The sequence below is a fragment of the Neorhizobium huautlense genome (assembly GCF_002968575.1).
GTDB classification, from domain to species: domain Bacteria; phylum Pseudomonadota; class Alphaproteobacteria; order Rhizobiales; family Rhizobiaceae; genus Neorhizobium; species Neorhizobium huautlense.
In genome coordinates this window covers 1-743 of sequence record NZ_PVBM01000098.1, presented here as the reverse complement: position 1 = coordinate 743, position 743 = coordinate 1, and the positions used below count along the sequence as shown (strand labels likewise).

At 58.4% G+C, this 743-nt stretch carries 1 protein-coding gene and 1 pseudogene; both read right to left on the bottom strand.

The genetic code is table 11. The annotated features are described in order from the left end of the window. Window positions 1-92 precede the first annotated feature (92 nt). Window positions 93-323 (bottom strand): DUF6678 family protein, encoded by a 231-nt coding sequence (locus tag C5L12_RS29325; RefSeq protein WP_425350833.1) that lies wholly within the window; start codon window positions 321-323, stop codon window positions 93-95. Between the two features lie 31 nt (window positions 324-354). Then, window positions 355-743 (bottom strand): annotated as a pseudogene (locus C5L12_RS27765) (phosphotransferase); the annotation flags it as partial.

Below are 743 nucleotides of genomic sequence, written 5' to 3'. Positions count from 1 at the left end.
CGATCATTCGCATCAACCCAAGGCTAGCCGCAGGTCTAGACATAGATCCTCACATTCAGAGAACTCGTATGTCCGACTTATCCCGCCTGCCATCAGCAGCGCCAGATGGCGTCTCCTTGCCGCTTACCGATTTTGAGCCATTCTATGAATATCCCCATTGACGCTTCGGGCGTCGTTGCCCAGTCGCCGAAATACGATGGAGAAGTCTCAAGTGCCTCGGGATGGGGCATATCTGAAAGAACGCACTTCACCTGATAAGGCGGTGGAAACGGAAGTTCCTCGGCTACGGCCGTGCAAAGTGCTCGCCACTTCGTATCATTCATATGGGAAGACAAGCCGCGTTCCGCGATGGCGCGCTCGACATCGAATAACGCCCTCGGGCGGCATCGCAGCAAGATTGATCCTGGTTCCGGTTTCAGCACCGAGGAGGTCGGTCGATGATCTCCAGCCAGGCCGCTGCGGCCAGCCCCGGGTCAACCGATGCAGTTCACGGAGTGCATCGGCGACGCGACGCCAGTCTGACATCGTTTCGGGCGGTCCGCCCTCGACGTACTTCATCACTACTAGACCGTCCATGAACAGGCGGCCGCCAGTCGCCGGAATCGGTACCGGAACCGTCATGCCTTTACGGTTGAGGTGTTGGAGGAGGTGGGTTTCCCACGCAAGATCAGCGTCGGTCCTTGAACCAAGACGACCGACCGCGATCTGCCCGTGCACACGAACGGTCCACACGTCATTGGCAA

Bases quoted from the DNA above. Each gene is read 5' to 3' on its own strand.
- C5L12_RS29325 (WP_425350833.1), bottom strand. From the start codon at position 323: ATGAATGATACGAAGTGGCGAGCACTTTGCACGGCCGTAGCCGAGGAA.